This window comes from Serratia sp. HMSC15F11 (assembly GCF_001808215.1).
Lineage (GTDB): Bacteria > Pseudomonadota > Gammaproteobacteria > Enterobacterales > Enterobacteriaceae > Serratia > Serratia nevei.
In genome coordinates, this window is the sequence record NZ_KV792451.1 from 1 (window position 1) to 18,609 (window position 18,609).

Below are 18,609 nucleotides of genomic sequence, written 5' to 3' on the forward strand. Positions count from 1 at the left end.
CCCGTTCCACAATCACTTTGTGCTGTGAACGGGGCGCATAATATGAAACCCGCTCAAAGCTGTCAACGGCTAAATTGAATTCCTGAATCAAGCGTTGAAAAAGCCGCCAAATCAGCATGTTTGGCGCCAAAAAATCATCACTTTGTGCAGAGTTCATCCATTTTGCGCGCTACATCTCAAAATGGCAAAAGACCCTGTATATCACGTTGATTTTTAATTAACGGAATGTTAGCGAAATGCGCTTGAGTCGGGCTCCCGAGCGGCATAGACTGCCCGCGCCATAAATTTCATTACTATAAACCGAGTCCGTCATGTCTTTGCATTCACCAAAAGAAATCGCCGCCCTCGCCGTTCAGGCCGGGGCAAACAAAAGCCGCGCCCCTCTCGCTAATCTGTTGATTCTGGGCTTTCTCGCCGGCGCCTTTATCGCTACCGGCTTTCTGCTGGATATTCACGTCATCGGCACCATGCCGGCCGAATGGGGCTCTTTCGGCGCCCTGTTGGGTGCCGCGGTGTTCCCTATCGGCCTGATCCTGACCATTCTGGCCGGCGGCGAACTGCTGACCGGCAACATGATGACCTTGCCGATGGCCTGGTTCGCCCGTGAAATCCCCGCCATCGCCGTGCTGCGTAACTGGTTTTGGGTCACCCTGGCCAACCTGGCCGGCAGCCTGGCCGTCGCCTACTTCTTCGGCCATTTGCTGGGTCTGACCGAAGGCGCGTTCTTGCATAAGACGCTGGCGATCGCGCAGGCCAAAGTGGATGCGGACTTCCTGCACGCCTTCATTTCCGGCGTCGGCTGCAACTGGCTGGTGTGCCTGGCGGTGTGGTTAGCCTTCGCCAGCAAGGATGTGCCGGGCAAAGTGATCGGCATGTGGTTCCCGGTCATGGCTTTTGTCGCCATCGGCTTCCAGCACGTCGTGGCGAATATGTTCATCATCCCGGCGGCCATCTTTGCCGGCGGCATGGGCTGGGAGCAGTATCTGCCCAATTTCGTCGCGGTATTTCTCGGCAACGCGCTGGGAGGCGCCGGCTTTGTCGGGCTGATGTATTTCCTCGCCTACCGCCCGGGGCTGCCGGCTAGCGAGCAAGCCTGACGCACCGCCATGAAAAAAGCCCCGGGATCGCTCCACGGGGCTTTTTCTTTAAGGCGTAACAGCGAATCAGGCTTGCGCTTCGCGCTCGGCAATGTAAGCCAGCGCCATGTCGATGCGCTGCAGTGAACGCTTCTGGCCGATCGCATGCACGGTCACGTCCATACCCGGCGACTGGCCGGCGCCGGTCACCGCGACGCGCAGCGGCATGCCGACTTTACCCATGCCGACACCCAGCTCATCCGCCGTGCCCTGAATGGCGTCGTGCACGTTTTCCGGCGTCCAGACGGTGATGGCGGCCAGCTTGGCGCGCACCGCTTCCAGCGGCTGACGCGCCACCGGGCGCAGGTGCTTCTTGGCCGCGTCGGCGTCGAACTCGCTGAAATCTTCGTAGAAGTAACGGCAAGACTCCGCCATCTCTTTCAGCGTCTTGCAGCGCTCGCCCAGCAGCTTGACGATGTCCTTCAGTTCCGGCCCGTTGCGGGTTTCAATGCCCAGTTGCTCAACGTGCCATGCCAGATGCACCGCCACTTCTTCCGCCGGCATATGGTTGATGTAGTGGTGGTTCAGCCACTGCAGCTTCTCGGTGTTGAACGCGCTGGCAGATTTGTTGATCGCTTCCAGCGTGAAGAACTCTTTCATCTCGTCGATGGAGAAGATCTCCTGATCGCCGTGGGACCAGCCCAGACGCACCAGGTAGTTCAGCAGCGCCTGCGGCAGATAGCCGTCGTCGCGGTACTGCATCACGCCCACGGCGCCGTGACGCTTGGACAGCTTTTTACCGTCGTCGCCGAGGATCATCGACACGTGCGCGTATTCCGGCACCGGCGCGCCCAGCGCTTTGAGAATGTTGATCTGGCGCGGGGTGTTGTTGATGTGGTCTTCGCCGCGGATCACATGGGTGATTTCCATGTCCCAGTCATCGACGACGACGCAGAAGTTATAGGTTGGCGAACCATCGGTGCGGCGGATGATCAGATCGTCCAGCTCCTGGTTGCTGAATTCGATCGGGCCGCGAATTTTGTCGTCGAAAATCACCGACCCTTCCTGCGGGTTGCGGAAGCGCACCACGTGCGGCTCGTCGTCGGTGTGGCTGCACTGGCTGTCGCGGCAGTGGCCGTCGTAACGCGGCTTCTCGCCGTTTTCCATCTGCTTCTCGCGCAGCGCTTCCAGGCGTTCCTTGGAGCAATAGCATTTATAGGCCGTGCCCTGCTCCAGCATTTCGTCGATGACCGCGTTGTAGCGATCGAAACGCTTGGTCTGGAAGTACGGGCCTTCATCCCAATCCAGGTTCAACCAGTTCATGCCATCCATAATTGCGTCGATCGCGTCCTGGGTAGAGCGTTCCAAATCGGTATCTTCGATACGCAGAACGAACTCACCGCCCGCATGGCGGCTGAACAACCAGGAATAAAGTGCGGTACGCGCGCCGCCGACGTGAAGATAGCCGGTCGGGCTCGGTGCAAAACGGGTTTTGATTTTCATTGGGTTCACTGCCTTATTACGCAACGCGTGTCGGCGATGGCCGACGATTGCTCGGAATTGAAAAAAGAGTGGACGACATTGTATCACCACGCGCTAATTCCTCAACGCCGACACGATATTGCGCCGGTCGATTTCGCGCGTTTTGCGGCGAGTTTCGCATAGCGTTGCGCAAAGAATCGGCGCCGTTGGCGATAATTATCGCGCCCTGCCTAAATTTGCGGCGAACGATTGAAATCATTTTAAAAACCGTTGACTCACTTTGAACTATCCCTATAATGCGACTCCAACAAGACGGGGCGATTAGCTCAGTTGGTAGAGCATCTCCTTTACACGGAGGGGGTCGGCGGTTCGAGCCCGTCATCGCCCACCATCTTGTTGAGTAAAAATGAGAACGAATGAGGGTGATTAGCTCAGTTGGTAGAGCATCTCCTTTACACGGAGGGGGTCGGCGGTTCGAGCCCGTCATCACCCACCACTGTTATGGGTCGTTAGCTCAGTTGGTAGAGCAGTTGACTTTTAATCAATTGGTCGCAGGTTCGAATCCTGCACGACCCACCAATTCAGAAAAAAGCGCCTTTTGGCGCTTTTTTCGTTTCTGCCGTTCCCCCCTCTTCTTCTTTAATCCAGCCACCGCGTGCTGAGATACGAATGGTTATCATTTTGCCGGCTTGAATGGTAAATTAGCGGGCATCCACCACGCAGCCAATCCGCAGCCGGATTGATACGCCTTAGTTCAAGGAAAGAAAGAGCCTGCTCATGACCCTATCCTTACGCCAGCTGTTCTTTGCATTTATCGCCACTTCCAGCCTGCTGCTCAGCGGCTGCGGTCCGGACGACAAGAGCGACGGGCAGAAACCGTCCGCCCCCGCTGCCGACAGCAGTTGGCCGCGCACCATCGACAGCGCCAAAGGGAAGTTCACGCTGGAAAAACCGCCGCAGCGCATCGTGTCCACCAGCGTCACCATCACCGGCACGCTGCTGGCTATCGACGCCCCGGTAGTCGCCAGCGGCGCCACCAGCCCGAACCCTCTGGTGGCCGATAAACAAGGCTTCTTTACCCAGTGGAGCGAGGTAGCCAAACAGCGCCACGTCGAACGGCTGTATCAGGTGGAGCCCAATGCCGAGGCCGTCGCCGCCGCCGCGCCGGATTTGATCGTCGTCGCCGCGACCGGCGGTGATTCGGCGTTGAAACTGTATGACCAGCTGTCGGCCATTGCGCCGACGCTGGTGCTCGATTATGGCGACAAAAGCTGGCAACAGCTGGCCAGCGAGCTCGGCAAGATCACCGGCCATGAAGCCGGCGCCAAACAGGCGGAAGATCGTTTCGAACAGCGCGTGGAGCAAGTGAAGCAGGCGATCGCGCTGCCGCCGCAGCCGACCACCCCGCTGGTGTATGCCGACAACGGCCGCGAGGCCATGCTGTGGACGCCGGGGTCAGCCCAGGGCAAGCTGCTGACCCAGCTCGGCTTCCAGCTAGCCACCCCGCCGGAAAGCGCCAAAGGCAATGCCAGCATGGGTAAACGCCATGACATCATCCAGATCTCCGGCGAAAAAATGGCCGAGGGTCTGAACGGCAAAACGCTGATCCTGTTCGCCACCAACGAGCGTAAAGTGCAAGAGGTGCTGACCAACCCGTTCCTCAAACATCTGGAGCCGGTGGAACAGCGGCACGTCTACGCCGTCGGCAACGACACTTTCCGTCTCGATTACTACAGCGCCACCAACATGCTGAACCAAATCGAACGGCTGTTCAAAAAGCCCTGAACCACGCCGTCGGCGGGCCAACCTCCTGCCGACGTTTGCCATAAACAGGGCAACCGTTCACATTCAATCAATTGAAATATCAATAGTTATTAACATCGTCAACGCACCTGCGCCACCAACCGGCGGGTGCATGCGGGCGTAAACTCGTGCTACTATTAGCGCCCGCATGAACGCAAATAACAATGAGAATAAAAATCATACAGGAGTTACCGGTGTGAACGTACCCACTCCGACTGAGCGGACGCTTTCGTCCGCACCGCACGCAGCTTACGCCAGTGGCTTCAAACGCATCGCCGGGTTCGGTATCGGCACGGCGCTGTTGCTGCTGTGCATCATTGCCAGCCTGATGCTGGGTTCCAAAGCCATCCCCTTCCATACCGTCTGGCTCAGCCTGCAAGGCGCCGCGAGCGGTTCCGACAGCACCATCATTCTCAACGCCCGGGTACCCCGCACGCTGGCGGGCATCTTGGCCGGCATGGCGCTCGGCGCCGCCGGCGCGCTGATTCAGGCGTTGACGCGCAATCCGCTGGCCGATCCCGGCGTGCTAGGCATCAACGCCGGCGCCAGCTTCGCCGTGGTCATCGGCATCATGTTTTTCGGCGCGGCCACCACCGAAAGCTATATGGCCTACGCCTTCGTCGGTGCCGCCCTCACCACCCTGCTGGTCTACCTGATCGGCACGCTGGCGGGCGGACGTATCAACCCGGTGCGGCTGACGCTGGCCGGCGTGGCGATCGGCGCGGTGTTGCTCGGCATCACCACCGGGCTGTCGCTGATCGATCCGCAAACCTTCGACCAACTGCGCTTCTGGCAGGCCGGCACGCTGGATATCCGCACGCTGTCCACGCTGCCGGTTACCGCCCCCGCCATTTTGCTCGGCTGCCTCCTGACGCTGCTCATCGCCCGGCCGCTGAATACCATCGGCATGGGGGAAGACCTGGCTATCGCGCTCGGCGCACGCGTGGTGCTGACTCAGGTCGTCGCGGTGATCGCCATCACGCTGCTGTGCGGTGCGGCGACCGCCACCGTCGGCCCAATCAGTTTCATCGGGCTGATGGTGCCGCATATCGCCCGCTGGTGGGTCGGCCCCGACCAGCGCTGGATCCTGCCCTACTCCATGCTGCTGGCGCCGATTTTACTGCTGTGCGCCGACGTGGTCGGCCGTTTGCTGGCGGCCGGTGAGCTGCGCGTTTCCATCGTGGCGGCCTTCATCGGCGCGCCGGTGCTGATCTGGCTGGTGCGCCGCAAGAAAACGCTGGGGGGGCTGTGATGAGTCTGCCCCACACATTGCATATCGGCCGCCCGGACGGCGTCATCAACGGGCGCATGCCGCTGCGCCTGCTGTTGGTCAATATTTCACTGCTGGCGTTGTGCCTGGCGATGGCCGTTGCCGCGCTGTGCTACGGCACGCTGCAGCTTTCTCTGGAACAGGTCTTTGCCGCGCTCAGCGGCGAGGCGCCGAAAAATCTGGTCACCGTGGTCACCCAATGGCGCTTGCCGCGTATCGCCATGGCGCTGCTGTTAGGCGGCGCACTCGGCATGAGCGGCGCCATCTTCCAGTCGATTATCCGCAACCCGCTCGGCAGCCCGGACGTGATTGGCTTTAACATGGGGGCTTACACCGGCGCGCTGATCGCCATCACCCTGTTCAACGGCGGCTATTACTACATCGCCGGCGGTGCGCTGGCCGGCGGCATTCTCTCCGCGCTGGCTATCTATCTGCTGGCCTGGCGGCAAGGCATCGCCGGCTTCCGGCTGATCATCGTCGGCATCGCCATCAGCGCGGTGCTGGTCTCTACCAATACCTGGCTGATCATCACCGCCTCGCTGGAGCGCGCCATGGACGCCGCCATGTGGCAGGCCGGTTCACTCAACGGCATGACCTGGCAGAAAGCCCAGCCCGCCACGGCGTTCATCGTGCTGGCGGCCGCGGCCGCGCTGCTGATGGGCAAACGGCTGCAGCTGCTGGAAATGGGCGACGACACGGCGCGCGCGCTGGGCGTGAACGCCGAAGGCAGCCGGCTGTGGCTGATGCTGTTCGGCGTCACCCTCACCGCCGCCGTCACCGCCACCGCCGGGCCGATTTCCTTTATCGCGCTGGCGGCGCCGCAGATCGCCCGCCGCCTGGCCGGACAATCCTCGGTCACCCTGACGTCCTCGGCGCTGATGGGCGCGACGCTGCTGCTCGGCGCCGACGTGGTGTCCCAACATCTTTTTGCGCCGATCCAACTGCCGGTCGGGGTCGTGACCGTCTGCATCGGCGGCCTGTACCTGATTTGGCTGCTCATCCGTGAGGCCCGCCGATAATGAAAAGTGATAACGCCATGAGCCACCGCCTGCACGCCTCGCACCTGAAGCTGGGCTACGACAATAAAATCATCGCTGACGATCTGAGCGTGGCGATCCCCGACGGCGCCTTCACGGTGATCGTCGGGCCGAACGCCTGCGGCAAATCGACGCTGCTGCGCGCCCTGTGCCGTCTGCTGAAACCCAGCGCCGGCGAGGTGATGCTGGACGGCAAAAACATCAGCAGTTTCGCCACCAAAGCGCTGGCGCGCGAGCTTGGCCTGCTGCCGCAAACCTCGATCGCACCGGACAGCATTACCGTGGCAGACCTGGTGTCGCGCGGCCGCTATCCGCACCAGAGCCTGCTGAAACAGTGGACGCAGGCCGACAAACAGGCGGTGGAAGCCGCCATGGCGGCCACCAACGTCAGCCAACTGGCGGATCGAAGCGTCGACGAGCTGTCCGGCGGGCAGCGTCAGCGCGTCTGGGTAGCGATGGCGTTGGCGCAGCAAACGCCGCTGCTGCTGCTGGATGAACCGACGACGTATCTGGACATCGCGCACCAGATCGAGCTGCTGGATCTGTTCCGCCAGCTCAACCGCGAGCGCGGTCAAACCTTGATCGCGGTGCTGCACGATCTCAACCACGCCTGCCGCTATGCCGATCACATCATCGCCATGCGTGACGGCAAGATCGTGGCGGAAGGGAAACCGGCGGAGATCATTACCGCCGAACTGGTGGAGCGGGTGTTCGGCATGCCGTGCATGATCATCGACGATCCGCTGTCCCACACGCCGCTGGTGATCCCGCGCGGCCGCTACCACTGCGACGCGCCGCAGGCATGAAAAAGGCCGGGTTAACCCGGCCTTTTCGTTACCTCTCCAGCGACACCTGTTTGAAGATGTGTTTGCCGAACGGGTCGATTTCGTAGCCTTTCACTTCCTTGCGCACCGGTTCGAAGATGGTCGAGTGCGCGATCATCAGCGCCGGCATCTGATCGTGCATCATCACCTGCGCCTGCTGGTACATCGCCACCCGCTTGGCGTGATCGTTCTCCTCGCGCGCCTGCAGGATCAGCTGGTCGAACGGTTTGTAGCACCATTTCGCCGAGTTGGAGCCGCCGAGCGAAGCGCAGGTGAACAGCGGGCCGAAGAAGTTGTCCGGATCGCCGTTGGCGGTGGTCCAGCCCATCAACGCCGTCTGGTGCTCGCCGTTTTTAATCCGCTGTAAATACTCGCCCCACTCGAAGGTGACGATTTTGGCGCGCACGCCGATTTTAGCCCAGTCGGCCTGGATCATCTCCGCCATGCGCTTGGCGTTGGGGTTGTAGGGCCGCTGCACCGGCATCGCCCACAGATCGATGTCAAACCCCTGCCCCAGCCCGGCTTCCTGCAACAGCTGCTTCGCCCGCTCCGGCGAATACGGGTAGTCTTCAAGCTGCGCGTTGCTGCCCCACTGGGTCGGCGGCAGCAGGTTCTTGGCAGGCTGGCCGGCGCCGTGGAACACCGCCTCGATGATCGCCGGCTTGTTGACCGCCAGCGCCAACGCCTGGCGCACCTTGACGTTATCCAACGGTTTTTTCTGGGTATTGAACGCCAGGAAGCCGATATTCAAGCCGGATTTTTCCATCACCTGAAGGTTGCCGTCCTGCCGCATGCGCGCCAGATCCGCCGGGTTGGGGAACGGCATCACCTGGCACTCGTTCTTTTGCAGCTTGGCGTAACGCACCGTCGCATCCGGCGTGATCGAAAACACCAGCCGGTCGATCTTCGGTTTGCCTTCCCAGTAGCGGTCGAACGCCTTGTAGAGGATTTTCGCGTCCTTCTGGTACTGCACCAGCTGGAACGGCCCGGTGCCTATCGGATCGTTGTCCACCCGCTGCGGCGTACCGGCCTTCAGCATCGCGTCGGCATATTCCGCCGAAAAAATAGTGGCGAAGTACATGCCCAGATCGGCGACGAACGGCGCCTCGGCGCGGGAGAGCTCAAAGCGCACGGTGTGATCGTCCACCTTGACGATCCGGTCGATCAGCGTGCCGAACTCCATCGACTCGAAGTTGGTGTAGGCGCCGTTGGAGACCTTGTGATACGGGTTGTTGGCATCCTTTTGCCGCATAAACGAGAAGATGACGTCATCGGCATTGAAATCGCGGGTGGGCGTGAAATATTTGTTGATCTGGAATGCCACCCCTTTGCGCAGGTGGAAGGTATAGCGCTTGCCGTCCTCGCTCACTTCCCAGCTTTCCGCCAGGCTGGGTTGCAGCTCGACGGTGCCGGGTTTGAAGTCCACCAGCCGGTTGTAAATCGCCGCCGAGCTGGCGTCCACCGTGGTGCCGGAGGTGAACAGCTGCGGGTTGAAGCCTTCCGGCGAGCCTTCGGAACAGTAGACCAGCGTATTGGCCCGCGCGCCACCGGCTATCGCCAACGCCAGCAGCCCGATCGTTATTGCTTTTCTTTTCATTGCGCTATCCCCAGTGGTGAAAAAACAGCCCAACGGATAGCAATAAATCATGCAGTTAGCGAAGTAAAGGACAAAATCCGCGCATAAAAACGGGCAGGCGCGCAAGCGGCCTGCCCCGGTGAAACCGCGCGATGATGAAATTAAATCATCTGGCTGAAGTTCATCTGCGCCATCAGCTTATAGTTGTCGGCATAGTCGACCGGAATGGCCACCACCACCGGCCCCTGGATCGCCATCGCCTTGCGCAGCATCGGCCGCAGATCGTCCACCGACTGCACGGCGAAACCGACCGCGCCGCAGGATTCCGCGTAAGCCTTGAAGTCAATCGGCCCAAACTCCACGCCGGATTTGCGCTGGTATTTGTTCACTTCCTGCATTTCCACCATGTTGTAGGCGTTATCGACCCAGATGACGTGCACGATGTTGTTTTTCAGCCGCACCGCGGTCTCCAGTTCCATGCTCGACTGCATGAATCCGCCGTCGCCGGAGATAGACACCACTTTATCGCCGGGGCGCACCAGCGCCGCGCCGATGGCCCACGGCAGCGCGACCCCCATGGTTTGCTGGCCGTTGGAGATCAACAGCTGGCGGGCGCGGAAGCTGTACAGGTAGCGGGCGATCCAGATATGGAAACTGCCCATGTCCACGCACAGGGTTACATCGTCGCTGACGATGTCCTGCAGCTCCTTGACGATGCGCAGCGGGTGGATCGGCATGCCGCCGCGGCGGGCGGCGCGCTCCGCCAGTTCAGTGCGCTGGCGGCCGAGATCGGTGAGGATCAGCTCCACCTCCGGCGGCACGTAGACCGCCTCAGTGAACGTTTCAGTCATCATGTTCAGCGTGGCGCTGATGTTGCCCACCAGCTCGACGTCCGGCCGATAGCAGGTATCGATATCCGCCGGCAGCACGTCGATGTGCACCAGTTTCAGCCGCCCGTGGCTGTTCCACATGCAGGGATCGTATTCGATCGGATCATAGCCGACGCTCACCACCAGGTCGGCCTTCTGCAACAGCTGATCGGCCGGCTGGTTGTTGAACAGGCCGACGCGGCCGGCGAAACGGGCGAAGTGGTTGACGTCGATCACTCCCGCCGCCTGATAGGTGCCGACCACCGGCATATGGGTGCGGTACAGCAGATGGCGCACCGCTTCGCTGTTCTCCGGCCGGCTGGCCTGCAGACCGAGCAGCAATACCGGGCATTTGGCCTGGCGGATCAGTTTCACCGCCGCCTGAATGTCGTCCGCCGCCGCGGCCCCCATGCGCGGCAAGCGGCAGCCGGCCAGCACCGGCGCGCTGACCGGTTCATTGACGATATCCATCGGCAGGCTGACGAACGATGCCCCCGGCCGGCCGAACTCGGCGCGGCGAAAGGCGTTGGCGATCACCTCGGAAATCGCCGAACCGGCATGCACTTCGGCGCAGTACTTGGTCACCGGCCGGAACATGCTGACGGTATCCATGCTCTGGTGCGTCTGCTTCAGGCTGTCGGCGCGCTTCACCGCCCCGCCGAAGGCCACCACTGCGTCCCCTTCCGAAGTGGCGGTGGCCAGCCCGGTGATCAGGTTGGAGCTGCCCGGCCCGGAGGTGACCAGCGCCACCCCGGCCTTGCCGGTCAGGCGGCCGACCGCCGCCGCCATAAAGGCCGCGTTGGCCTCATGCCGCACCACCACCGTTTCAATCGATGGCGCGTCCTCCAGCGAATCGAACACCCGGTCGATCTTGGCGCCCGGAATGCCGAAAACGTGTTTGACGCCCTGCGCTTCCAGGTTTTTCACCACCAAGTCGGCGCCGCATTGCCAGTCATTGCCTGTTTTTTCCTGTGCCATAGTTCCACCTCCTAAGAAAACGATCGCCGGGATTAGCCCTCGGCGGAACGAATCGCGCGATCCAAATCCTCTGGACAGAGGTTGGCGCGCAAGAAATCCGCATCATGCGGCAACTGAAGATTGAGACGGGTGATGACGCCGAACTGCAGGCGGCCATGATCGAGCTGGTAATCCAGCACGTGGCCGCCGCCGCTGCGGTCGTCGGTAACGAAGTGTTCGTGATAGCCGGCCACGCCGATGCCCTGCATGTAATCGGGCGAGCGGAAGCCGACCAGCGTGCCGCGCCGCTGATGGAACGAGAAGGTCGGCTGCTCTTCTATCGCTTCCAGCATTGGGCGGTAAGGCCGTTCCTGACGCGGCACGGTACGGGTTTCCACGTGGCTGAACTCGCCGTCGACCCGCACCGCGCAAAACAGGTTCGGCGAGGCGACCTGCTCGTCGATGCACTGGTGCAGCTGCGCCTTGGTGATTGGCCGGTCGAATTGCTGGCTGACGCTGGGCTGGAAAAAGGTGACGACGGCGAAGGGGGTTTTCTGTTGCAGGCCGGCCGGCCGGGCGCTGCCGTCGGCGCGCAGCTGGTGTATTTCCTGATCGAAAGCGATCAGTTCGCCGTCCAGATGATTGAAGGTACCAAGGCCGAAATCACCGTGCTTGAGCAGCTCGGCAATGGTGGTCTCCCCCTCGTAAACCCCGTCGATGAGCGCGCTCATCAGCGAGATTTGATAGATTTCGCCCTCCCCGGCATTGATCGACTGCCTGGCAAAACCCTGCGCCAAATGGCGCGCACAGGAACACCCGTGTTTTTCGTTCATGACTGACTCCTCCACCAGCGCGGGATCGCGGTTCCGCGCGTTCAAAAGGCCCACCGACGGTGAGCCAAGATGCCCCCAAGGCGCGTTCATCAGTTGGAACGATTCAGCCTAAGGCGACAAAAAAACCGGCACGGCTGGCCGGCCGATAACCAGGTATCAGATCAGAATGAGATAAAGTAAAGACTTACTAATCATTGAGACTGAACCGGTTATCAAATTGAACGGTTAATCTGGTGTTGGAGCGACAATCAACTCCGCAGGCGGCTCGCGCAGCCTGGGAAAAACATCTGTTATTTAGTGCTAAGCGCCGCAAGGCTTATACGTTTTCTCTCTATACGGCCGGGATGGGACGGCGTTGAAGCCCGTCGTCAACCCGCAGCCAGAGTAGCCGCCGCGCCGTCGGCAGAGAAGCGGGTATTCATAAGAAACGCTTTTGCATATAATGCAAAAATGAATGACGCCCGCTATGTAGAACATCTGCCAATTTTTCTCGACGTGGCCCGCCTGGGCAGCTTTTCCGCCGCCGCGCGCCGGCTGGGCATGGTGCCCTCCTCGCTGGTGCGCCACATCGATGCCCTGGAAAGCGCGCTCGGCGCCGCGCTGTTCGTGCGCTCCACCCGTGGCCTGCTGCTGACCGACGCCGGCGAGCTGCTGCTGACGCGCGCCGCCGCGCTGATGACGGACATTACCGGCCTTCGCGCCGAGCTAAGCGCGCTGAACGAAACGCCGCAGGGCACGCTGCGCATCAGCTGCCTGCCGACCTTCGGCAAAACCTATGTGCTGCCGCTGCTGCCGACGCTGGCGGAACGCTACCCACAGCTGTCGGTCGACCTCGATCTGACCGAACGTCTGACCGATCCGACGCAGGAACGGCTCGACGCCGCCATCCGCATCGGCGAACAGAAGGACAGCGCGCTGTACGCCAGCCGCATCGCCACCCAACGCTGGGTGATGTGCGCCAGCCCCGCCTACGTCGCCCACTATGGCCTGCCGGCCAATCTGGAAGCGCTGCCGCAGCATCGGCTGATCGCCCGCTACCACAAGCAGCAGCCGGCCTGCTGGGCGCAGATCCTCGACGCGGCGCTGATGAGCCGCTGCACCATGGCGCTGCGCTGCGACGACTTCACCGCGCAGCGCCAGGCCGCTCTGCTCGGGCTCGGCATCGCCTTCCTGCCCAACTGGGTGGTGGGGCCGGACGTGCAGCACGGGCAACTGGTGCAAATGCTGGAAGATCCGCGCCATGAGCAGCAAGGTATCTATCTGCTGCGCCCGATGGCGAAGGTGTCCGCCCGGCTGGCGGCCTTCACCGCCCTGCTGCAGCAAACCATCGGTCAACCGCCCAGCTGGGGATAAAGCGGCGTCACCCGGCCGTGCAGCGCCGGGTTGTCGCTCTCGTCCTTCAGCTCGATGCCGCTCAGCCGCCGCAGGAACGCCTGCTCCAGCAGCCAGGCCAGGCGGAACGCCGCCTGCGGATAATCCAACCCTTCGGGCCGCACGTTGGAGATACAGTTGCGCTCGGCGTCCGTTCTGCGCGCGTTCGGCCCCCAGGTCAAATAGACACCCAGGCTGTCCGGCGACGACAGCCCCGGCCGTTCGCCGATCAAAACCGCCACCGCCCGGGCCTGCAGGCATTCGCCGATCTCATCCCCCAGCGCCACCCGCGCCTGATGCGCCAGCACCACCGGCGCAACGGTCAGCCCCAGCGTATCGAGATAGGGGCGCAGCGCCTGCAGCAGCGGCAGCGCCTGGCGATGCACCGCCTTGGAGGAGAGGCCGTCCGCCACTATCAGCAGCAGATCGACGCGGCGCGATGGCGAACCGAGCAGCAGGCTGCGGCTGTCCGACGCCAACCGCCGCCCCAGATCCGGTCGGCGCAGATAGGCGGCGCGGTCGGCGGCCCCGCTGTGCACCGCCAGCGTGGGCCAACCGGCATCGTGCAGATCCGCCGCCAGCCGTTCGCTGTCGAAAGGCTGATGCACCGCGTCGCGCGCCTGGGCGTGAGCCAGGCCGAAGCGCAGCAGTTCGTCGGTCGGCAGGCTGGCGCCGGTGCGCCCCAGCGCGATGCGCGCATCGGTAAAGGCGCGCAGCGCGTCCCAGCTGTTGACGTGAACCGGTTTGCTCATGTGCGTTCTCCCTGCAGCGCCAGCAACAGCGGATGATTGGCGGCGGCGTCGCGCAGCCGCCCGCGTTCGTCGGTAATGTTCATCGCCGCCAGCCAGGCGGCGAACTCCGGCGCGTGCTTCAGCCCCAGCAGCTCGCGGATATAGAGCGCGTCATGGAACGACGTACTTTGGTAGTTGAGCATGATGTCGTCCGCGCCCGGCACGCCGATCAGGAACGTTAACCCGGCGGCGGCCAACAGCGTCAGCAGCGTGTCCATGTCGTCCTGATCGGCTTCGGCATGGTTGGTGTAGCAGACGTCGCAGCCCAGCGGCAGGCCGAGCAGCTTGCCGCAGAAGTGATCCTCCAGCCCGGCGCGGATAATTTGCTTGCCGTCATACAGGTATTCGGGGCCGATAAACCCTACCACGGTGTTGATCAGCAGCGGCGAGAAATGGCGTGCCACCGCATAGGCGCGCGCCTCGCAGGTTTGCTGATCGACGCCGTGATGGGCGTTGGCCGACAGGCAGCTGCCCTGCCCGGTTTCGAAGTACATCACGTTGTCGCCCAGCGTGCCGCGCCTGAGGCTCAGTGCCGCCTGCTGCGCTTCCGCCAGCAGCGCCAGACTGATGCCGAAGCCGCGATTGGCCGCTTCGGTACCGGCGATCGACTGAAACACCAGATCCACCGGTGCGCCGCGCTCTATCAGCCGCAGCGTGTTGGTCACGTGGGTCAGCACGCAGGATTGGGTGGGTATGGCGAAGCGCTGGATTACGTCGTCCAGCATGTAGTTGAGCTTTTCCAGCAGCGGCAGGCTGTCGCTGGCCGGGTTGATGCCGACCACCGCGTCGCCGCTGCCGTACAGCAGGCCGTCCAGCATGCTGGCGGCGATGCCCTGCAGGCTGTCGGTCGGGTGATTGGGCTGTAGCCGCACGCTGAGGTGGCCCGGCAGGCCAATCGTATTGCGAAAGCGCGTCACTACCCGACACTTCTTCGCCACCAGGATCAGATCCTGATTGCGCATGATCTTGCTCACCGCCGCCGCCATCTCCGGCGTGATGCCGGCCGCCACCTGCGCCAGCATGGCGCTGTCCGCCTGCTCGCTCAGCAGCCAATCGCGAAAATCACCGACCGTGAGGTGCGAGATGGGCTCAAAGGCGGCGGCATCGTGGCCGTCGATAATCAGGCGCGTCACCTCGTCCTGTTCGTACGGCACCAGCGCCTGCTGCAGGAACGCCTTGAGCGGCAAGTCCGCCAGCGCAATGCGCGCCGCCATACGCTCTTCGGCGCTTTGCGCCGCCACCTCCGCCAGATAATCGCCGGAACGCGCCGGCGAAGCCTTCGCCATCAGCTGACGCAGATCGCCAAAGCGATAGCCGCGTTGGCCCACCGTTGCCTGATACATAGCCCCCTCCCTTGCACCGAGTGACGAGATAAAAGCCCTGCACCAAGTGTAGTCAGTGGGAAAAGAAAATTATTTTGCACGCGATCGCCGCCGTTGCGCTTTCCCCCATTTCACCCGCCGCCGCTTCGGGTTACAGTAGCCGCGAAAAAAGGAGGGGTGATGGATCCGCAACGGCAAATTATCGACTGGCTGCAACAAGATGACGCTCGCATGGCCGCCCTGCGCACCGTGCGCCGGCTCGGCCTGAATGACTGGTGCCTGGGCGCCGGCTTCGTACGCAATCTGGTGTGGGATCGGCGCCACGGCTACGTGGACGCCACGCCGCTCAACGATATCGACGTGATCCACTTCGATGCGGAGCGTGCGGACGCCGAGCGCGATCGCATGCTGGAGACGCGGCTGCACCAATGGCTGCCGCGGCCTTGGTCGGTCAAGAATCAGGCGCGCATGCACCTGCGCGGTGGCCGGGCGCCTTACCGCGACAGCGAAGAGGCCATCAGCTTTTGGACCGAAGTGGAAACGGCGATCGGCGCGCGTCTGAACGCCGACGACAGCATCACGCTGGTGGCCCCCTTCGGGCTCGCGGCGCTGTTCGACGACACCATCACCTTCAACGTGAAAAACGGCGATCGCGCGGCCTATGCCCAGCGCGTGCTCGACAAAGGCTGGCTGCAGCGCTGGCCGCACCTGCGGCAGGTAAAGATTTAATCGCCGCTGCCGATACCCTGAACAGCGATAGCCAGACTCAGGGAGAGCATCCATGTCGACCACCATCACCATGATCGTACCGATCAAAAATACCGTTCCCGGCGTCAGCAACGTCTTCAGCGCGCCGGGCCATCAGGGCGAATTGCTGATGGCCAAACCGGTCAACAACCAGCCGCAAGGCGGCAAGATGGAGAAAAACGAACGCGCCAACGGCAATGACGAACCGGCAAATCTCAACGAAAGCCGCGCCTCGGCGCGTATCAAGGCGCTGAACCGGCAGATTCAGGCTCTGCAGCAAAAGCTGGTGGAGCTGAAAGACTCCAGTGCCGATCCCAAAGAGATCGAGAAGCAAAAGCAGCTGATCGAAGCGCAGATCAAGATGTTGCAGGCCGAGATCGCGCGCATCCAGAAAGAAGAAATGGAAAAGCAGCAGCAGGAGCAAATGAAGAAAGCCGCGGCGCAAGCCGGCGACGGCGTAAACCGCCCGACGCCGCTCAACGCGGTGGACGTCTATATCTGAATCAATATTCCGCGTTTTCCTGCCGGCGCTGGTGCAGCAGCGCCGCCTGCTGACGCGCCACCTGCCAGATGGCCTCCGCCGCCGGCGTCAGCGAGCGGTTCTTGCGTCGCACCAGCATCAACGCGCGATTGATCTCCGGCACCAGCCGCCGCACCCGGAGCCGCCCCCCTTCCGGCAGCGGCAGCGCCAACGCCGGGAAGATGCTGATGCCAATCCCCTCCGCCACCATCGGGAACAGCGTGGCCGGATGGCCGATTTCCTGCACCACCTGCGCCTCGACGCCCTGCTGCCTCAGCGCGCTGTCGATCAGCGGTCGGCTGCCCGACGCATAATCCTGCAACACCAGGCGGCAGCCGTTTAACGCCGACCAACGCACCTCTTGCTGCGCAGCAAACGGGTGATCGTCGCGGCACAGCAGCAGGAACGGTTCATGCAGCACCGCTTCGCACTCCAGGTCCACCGCCTGCACCGGATCGACCACGATGCCGAAATCCACCTCGGCGTTGCGCACGCTGTGCAGTACCTGCTGCTGCGCCTGATCGCGCAGCATGATGCGGATCTCCGGGTATTCGCGCTCGCCGGCGGCGATGCACTGCGGCATCAGATGGGCGGAAATGGTCTGGCTGGTCGCCACCCGCACCGTGCCGCTGCGCTGTACGCCAAAGCTGCGCGCATCCAGCAACGCGGCCTGCAGCTCGTCCAGCAGCCGTTCGACCCGGTTGGCCAACCGCAGGCCGGCGTCGGTCAACACCACTTCACGCGTGGTGCGATCCAGCAGGCGCACGCCGACCTCCGCCTCCAGCTCTTTCACGCTGTGGCTGACCGCCGATTGCGTCAGGCCGATCGCCTCGCCGGCGCGGCTGAAGCTGCCGTGGCGGGCGACAGCGACGAACACCCGCAGCTGTTTGAGTGAGTAATTCATGTGTTTTATTCATAGATGAATTAAATAAATCAATTTAATTATTATATGCCCACGCGGGAGAATAGCCCCATCGATTTTCTACCCGAGCGCATCGCCATGAGATTCCTGCCCGATCGTTTTACCCTGACGCTGATCGCCACCGTGCTGCTGGCTTCTTTCCTGCCGGCACGCGGCGAGTTCGTCGGCTGGCTCAACGCCCTGACCATCGCCGCCATCGCCCTGCTGTTCTTCATGCACGGCGCCAAGCTGTCGCGCGAGGCCATCCTGGCCGGCAGCAATAACTGGCGGCTGCATCTGTGGGTGATGTTCAGCACCTTCATCATTTTTCCGGCCCTGGGGATGCTGTTCGCCTGGTGGGCGCCGATCGACGTCAGCCCCGAGCTGTACGCCGGTTTCATCTACCTGTGCATTCTACCCGCCACCGTGCAGTCGGCCATCGCCTTCACCTCGCTGGCGGGCGGCAACGTGGCGGCGGCGGTGTGCAGCGCCTCCGCCTCCAGCCTGCTGGGGATCTTCGTGTCGCCGCTGTTGGTCGGCCTGCTGATGAACGTGCACGGCGATACCGGCAGCCTGCGGCAGGTGGGTTCGATCGTGCTGCAGCTGCTGGTGCCGTTCGTCGCCGGCCACCTGCTGCGGCCGCTTATCGGCGGCTGGATCGAGCGCCATCGCCCGCTGATCGGCAAAACCGACCAGACCTCGATTCTGCTGGTGGTGTACGCCGCCTTCAGCGAGGCGGTCACGCACGGCATCTGGCATCAGGTGGGAATCGGTTCGCTGGCGTTTATCGTTGGCGGTAGCATCGTGCTGCTGGCGATCGTGCTGGTGGTGAACACCTGCATGGCGCGCTGGTTGGGGTTCAGCAAGGCGGACGAGATCACCATCGTGTTCTGCGGTTCGAAGAAAAGCCTGGCGAACGGCATTCCAATGGCCAATATCCTGTTCCCGGCGGCGACGGTGGGGATCATGGTGCTGCCGCTAATGGTGTTCCATCAGGTGCAGCTGATGACCTGTGCGGTGCTGGCGAAAAGGTATCAGCGCAAGCAGCGGGCGCAACAGGCGGTGCCCAACGCCAACGCGCAGGCGTCGCGCGGGTAAAAAAAGACGGGCCAAAGCCTAATGCTGGTCAGTTAGCGTTTTTCTGAACGTATTTGTGCAGTTTTCGGTCGATAAACGTGAGATGCCCCATGTGGCTCACGCACCTCGACCGAGCCAGGGGCCGAAGGCGCG

The 18,609-nt window shown here is 62.4% G+C and carries 16 protein-coding genes and 3 tRNA genes; 12 read left to right on the top strand and 7 right to left on the bottom strand.

Annotated elements, in window-relative coordinates; genetic code table 11:
• Window positions 1–311: 311 nt before the first annotated feature.
• Window positions 312–1,097, top strand: a complete 786-nt coding sequence (locus tag HMPREF3138_RS11340; protein ID WP_038876587.1) for a formate/nitrite transporter family protein — start codon at window positions 312–314, stop codon at window positions 1,095–1,097.
• Window positions 1,098–1,163: 66 nt separating this feature from the next.
• On the opposite strand, the gene gltX is transcribed toward HMPREF3138_RS11340, so the two are convergent.
• Window positions 1,164–2,579, bottom strand: a complete 1,416-nt coding sequence (gene gltX, locus HMPREF3138_RS11345) for a glutamate--tRNA ligase (RefSeq protein ID WP_033643946.1) — start codon at window positions 2,577–2,579, stop codon at window positions 1,164–1,166.
• Between the two features lie 294 nt (window positions 2,580–2,873).
• On the opposite strand from gltX, the gene HMPREF3138_RS11350 reads away from it, so the two are divergent.
• The 7 genes from HMPREF3138_RS11350 (at window position 2,874) to HMPREF3138_RS11380 (ending at window position 7,474) form a co-directional block, all read left to right on the top strand.
• Window positions 2,874–2,949, top strand: a tRNA-Val gene (locus tag HMPREF3138_RS11350).
• A 29-nt stretch (window positions 2,950–2,978) separates the two neighbouring features.
• A tRNA-Val gene (locus HMPREF3138_RS11355) sits at window positions 2,979–3,054 on the top strand.
• 7 nt (window positions 3,055–3,061) lie between these two features.
• A tRNA-Lys gene (locus HMPREF3138_RS11360) sits at window positions 3,062–3,137 on the top strand.
• 198 nt (window positions 3,138–3,335) lie between these two features.
• Window positions 3,336–4,343, top strand: coding sequence for a Fe2+-enterobactin ABC transporter substrate-binding protein (gene fepB / locus HMPREF3138_RS11365; RefSeq protein ID WP_038876589.1), 1,008 nt, complete (start codon window positions 3,336–3,338; stop codon window positions 4,341–4,343).
• A gap of 214 nt (window positions 4,344–4,557) precedes the next feature.
• A complete protein-coding gene (fepD, locus tag HMPREF3138_RS11370; RefSeq protein ID WP_038876591.1) occupies window positions 4,558–5,613 on the top strand; it encodes a Fe(3+)-siderophore ABC transporter permease in 1,056 nt (351 codons plus the stop codon).
• A complete protein-coding gene (gene fepG, locus HMPREF3138_RS11375) occupies window positions 5,613–6,650 on the top strand; it encodes an iron-enterobactin ABC transporter permease (protein ID WP_038876593.1) in 1,038 nt (345 codons plus the stop codon). The genes fepD and fepG overlap by 1 nt, the downstream gene beginning before the upstream one ends.
• Window positions 6,651–6,667: 17 nt before the next feature.
• Entirely contained in the window at window positions 6,668–7,474 is an 807-nt protein-coding gene (locus HMPREF3138_RS11380) for an ABC transporter ATP-binding protein (protein ID WP_004936408.1), read from the top strand.
• 28 nt (window positions 7,475–7,502) lie between these two features.
• On the opposite strand, the gene HMPREF3138_RS11385 is transcribed toward HMPREF3138_RS11380, so the two are convergent.
• The 3 genes from HMPREF3138_RS11385 to budA form a co-directional block, all read right to left on the bottom strand.
• Window positions 7,503–9,089 (bottom strand): ABC transporter substrate-binding protein, encoded by a 1,587-nt coding sequence (locus tag HMPREF3138_RS11385; protein ID WP_038876595.1) that lies wholly within the window; start codon window positions 9,087–9,089, stop codon window positions 7,503–7,505.
• Window positions 9,090–9,229: 140 nt separating this feature from the next.
• Entirely contained in the window at window positions 9,230–10,915 is a 1,686-nt protein-coding gene (alsS, locus tag HMPREF3138_RS11390; protein WP_038876597.1) for an acetolactate synthase AlsS, read from the bottom strand.
• Window positions 10,916–10,947: 32 nt separating this feature from the next.
• Window positions 10,948–11,727, bottom strand: coding sequence for an acetolactate decarboxylase (gene budA / locus HMPREF3138_RS11395; protein WP_033643951.1), 780 nt, complete (start codon window positions 11,725–11,727; stop codon window positions 10,948–10,950).
• A gap of 450 nt (window positions 11,728–12,177) precedes the next feature.
• Between budA and HMPREF3138_RS11400 the strand changes: the two genes are divergently transcribed.
• Window positions 12,178–13,080: a LysR family transcriptional regulator gene (locus HMPREF3138_RS11400; RefSeq protein WP_038876599.1), complete on the top strand. Its 903-nt coding sequence runs from the start codon at window positions 12,178–12,180 to the stop codon at window positions 13,078–13,080.
• Here HMPREF3138_RS11400 and eutC read toward each other — a convergent pair.
• Both eutC and HMPREF3138_RS11410 read right to left on the bottom strand, forming a co-directional pair.
• Window positions 13,059–13,850, bottom strand: a complete 792-nt coding sequence (gene eutC / locus HMPREF3138_RS11405; protein ID WP_038876601.1) for an ethanolamine ammonia-lyase subunit EutC — start codon at window positions 13,848–13,850, stop codon at window positions 13,059–13,061. The two genes, HMPREF3138_RS11400 and eutC, sit on opposite strands and share 22 nt — an antisense overlap.
• A complete protein-coding gene (locus tag HMPREF3138_RS11410) occupies window positions 13,847–15,232 on the bottom strand; it encodes an ethanolamine ammonia-lyase subunit EutB (protein WP_038876603.1) in 1,386 nt (461 codons plus the stop codon). Before HMPREF3138_RS11410 ends, eutC begins: the two co-directional genes overlap by 4 nt.
• Before the next feature lie 159 nt (window positions 15,233–15,391).
• Here HMPREF3138_RS11410 and HMPREF3138_RS11415 point away from each other — a divergent pair, with 159 nt between their 5' ends.
• The gene (locus HMPREF3138_RS11415) at window positions 15,392–15,940 is read left to right on the top strand and encodes a nucleotidyltransferase family protein (protein ID WP_038876604.1); all 549 of its coding nucleotides are present in this window, start codon (window positions 15,392–15,394) and stop codon (window positions 15,938–15,940) included.
• Between the two features lie 52 nt (window positions 15,941–15,992).
• On the top strand, window positions 15,993–16,460 hold the full coding sequence (locus HMPREF3138_RS11420; protein WP_038876607.1) for a FlxA-like family protein: 468 nt from the start codon (window positions 15,993–15,995) through the stop codon (window positions 16,458–16,460).
• A 1-nt stretch (window position 16,461) separates the two neighbouring features.
• Here HMPREF3138_RS11420 and HMPREF3138_RS11425 read toward each other — a convergent pair whose 3' ends face one another.
• Entirely contained in the window at window positions 16,462–17,382 is a 921-nt protein-coding gene (locus HMPREF3138_RS11425) for a LysR family transcriptional regulator (RefSeq protein ID WP_033654986.1), read from the bottom strand.
• 96 nt (window positions 17,383–17,478) lie between these two features.
• Between HMPREF3138_RS11425 and HMPREF3138_RS11430 the strand changes: the two genes are divergently transcribed.
• Complete coding sequence (locus tag HMPREF3138_RS11430; protein WP_038876609.1) at window positions 17,479–18,477, top strand: bile acid:sodium symporter family protein; 999 nt, start codon at window positions 17,479–17,481, stop codon at window positions 18,475–18,477.
• The last annotated feature ends 132 nt before the right edge of the window (window positions 18,478–18,609 follow it).